This window comes from Candidatus Obscuribacterales bacterium, from assembly GCA_036703605.1.
Classification (GTDB): Bacteria; Cyanobacteriota; Cyanobacteriia; order RECH01; family RECH01; genus RECH01.
This window is the reverse complement of the sequence record DATNRH010000305.1, coordinates 1-2,653: the sequence shown is the minus strand read 5'-3', so window position 1 is coordinate 2,653 and position 2,653 is coordinate 1. Positions and strand designations below refer to the sequence as shown.

The window sequence follows — 2,653 nt, the reverse complement described above, 5'->3', positions numbered from 1 at the left end:
ATCGAAACCTCCCCCATGAGTATTGGCATATCGGGCAATTCTTGCTCAATTTCCGACCACACCGATCCTGACGCAGGACTGGATTGGACGAAGACGGCGTATTGGACTCTCGCGATCACATTCTTGAAATTGAAGCCGTCAATAGCATCAAACCGCTCATTATCAATGGCTTGCATTGATCCAATCAAGCGAAAGCTCAAGAAATCAAGACGGCTTTGATTAACAACAAAAACAGTGAATATTACTCTCTACAGCTTGAAAATCTGCTTTGAGGGTGGAGATTTATATTGTATTTACTTTGTGCCCATTGAGCATCCCTCAGTCGTTTCAATAAACCCGCTCTTCAGTATATGAAGTTCCAAAGCCTCCCCCCCCAAAAAAACCAAGGTTTTTCGCTGATTGTCACCGTCGCGATGTTGGTCCTCATGTCCGTAATCGCCGTCGGACTCCTGAGTTTGTCCACCATCTCGATCAAGAGTGCCGCGATCAACTCAGCGGAAGAGCGTGCCCGCTCCAATGCCCGCATGGCGCTGATGATGGCCATTGACCGACTGCAGTACGAATTGGGTCCCGACCAACGGGTCTCTGCCAACGGAGCAGTCTTGCGCAATATGTCAGTGGCCAATCCGCATTGGGTCGGTGTCTGGGATTCGTGGATCGCCGGCCCTCTCGCCGATGCAAACACTAATCCGAATTATCCCGGCTCGGCAAGCGAGCACCGGACCATCGGGTCCCCATCGGACAATGCCATGCGTCCTGAGTACAATCGCAAGGATGATTACTTCAGATCATGGCTGGTATCCATGCCCAACAACTATCTCGGCTCCATCGCGGTGGATCTCAGCTCTGCAAGCACCATGCCGGCCAGAAGTGCCGCCGCCATCAAACTGGTCGCCGAGGGTTCACTGGGAGATAGCGCGCTGCCCGCCGACCACGTGTCGGTTCCCCTTGTCGGCATCGCCGATGAAGATAACCGCAACGTCGGTCGATATGCCTACTGGGTGAGCGACCAAAGCCAAAAGGCCTCGATCATGTATGATTCCTATCGCGCGGCCTCCACGCTGACGGATGCAGAACAGATCTACCGCACCCAGGCACCGGCAGCCACCGGCACCAATATCGCCACCGGTCTTGAGAACGTGACCATCGAGGAACGGCACGCTTCGCTTCCCAGCCACCTCACCCTTGACCTGCTGCCCAATGCCACTGGCAGCCCCGCCCAGGCCAACCTGCATTCCGTAACCACGCGCTCGACCGGAGTTCTTGCAGATGTCCGCGAAGGCGGACTCAAAAGGGATCTGAGCACCATTCTTGAACAACCCATCGAGCTGGCGGATGATGGCCCCGAATACATGCTCTATGCATTCGACGATCCGCGCTTTCCATATCTGGGCAATGCCAATGATGACAACCGAGCCAACTCCCGAGTCCCCATCCAGGACCTGGCGGCCTACTACCAGCTATATGATCACCAGCCAACCTATGGAAACAACCGCAGAGGAGGCGTCCATTACTCCTCATCAGCACTCTCGAACACTCTCCAAATCAACACCCCTGACTACGATGGCGGGAACAAAAATCAGCAGATGCTCATTCGAGAATACACCTCTCTCTACCGGCGTCCTGTTGTCACCAAAGTTCAATTTCTCGTAGGATTTACTGCGGAGCCGATCACGCAAGCTGAGCGCGACTGGGTTAAAGACATCGTTGATAAGCAGCCATGGACCACTGGCAAAAAAACTTGGTACAACAACATGGATTACATCAGAGACAGCGACACTCACAAAATGAAGCTTGGCATCCAGCCTCTAGTGACGCTGTGGAATCCTTACAACATTCCTCTCGTCATGGATAACAGCCTGTTGTTGCGATACGGGTCTCCACCTATGGGCTTCAGAGTTCGAAAATATCGTGCAACCGGGGATGTCTACGAATACAATTGGATGAATCTCGGCTACGCGAACAACGCAGGCACCGGCACAAGTGCCGGCCAAGGGGGCGGCCCTTTAATCAGCATGAGACTGGCAAAAAACCCCGTCACCTTTGAACCTGGAGAGGTGAAGGTCTTTTCCATTCCAAGCACGACTGCCGCGAATGTAGCGGGTGATGGCCAAACATTGAATCTGGGAGAAACCATCATGGATTCCGTCAATTCGTGGGATCCATACGGAGTGTTTCTCATGAAAAACTCAGCTCCAGTTGGGCACGACCACAATTGTTCTCCTGAGGTCTATTGGTTCAATAATGAGAACCAGAGCAATCAAGCTCTAGTGTTCAACCCCGACGACAAATTCACGATCAGCATTGACCACGAAAGAGAAGACATAGCAGGTGATCGTGGTGAAGGCAGGAACGCCTCACTTAATTCTGAAATCGCTGGCGCCGGGTTCAGTCTTTACCTGTTCGATGAAGGCTACCTGACAGGACACTATTCTACTTGGGCAGATGCCTTGAGGCACGATATCATGATCGGCCGCCATGCCACCAAGGTGGATGGGTTTGATGCTGGTGTTGGTGCTAAACGAAAAGAGCTTGGCGCCTTCTATGATGAGCTGATGCGCCCCGGCTTCCCGGGCGGCAACTCGCCTATTGACTTCGACAGCGAGACCAATGCCATCCCCGGCACCCAGATCATAGCAGCCGGTCAAGAGGG

General features: G+C 53.2%; 1 protein-coding gene. It reads left to right on the top strand.

Translation table 11 applies throughout. The features are described 5' to 3' along the window. Positions 1-350: 350 nt before the first annotated feature. A partial coding sequence (locus V6D20_06410; GenBank protein HEY9815419.1) for a hypothetical protein occupies positions 351-2,653 on the top strand: 2,303 nt, incomplete at its 3' end.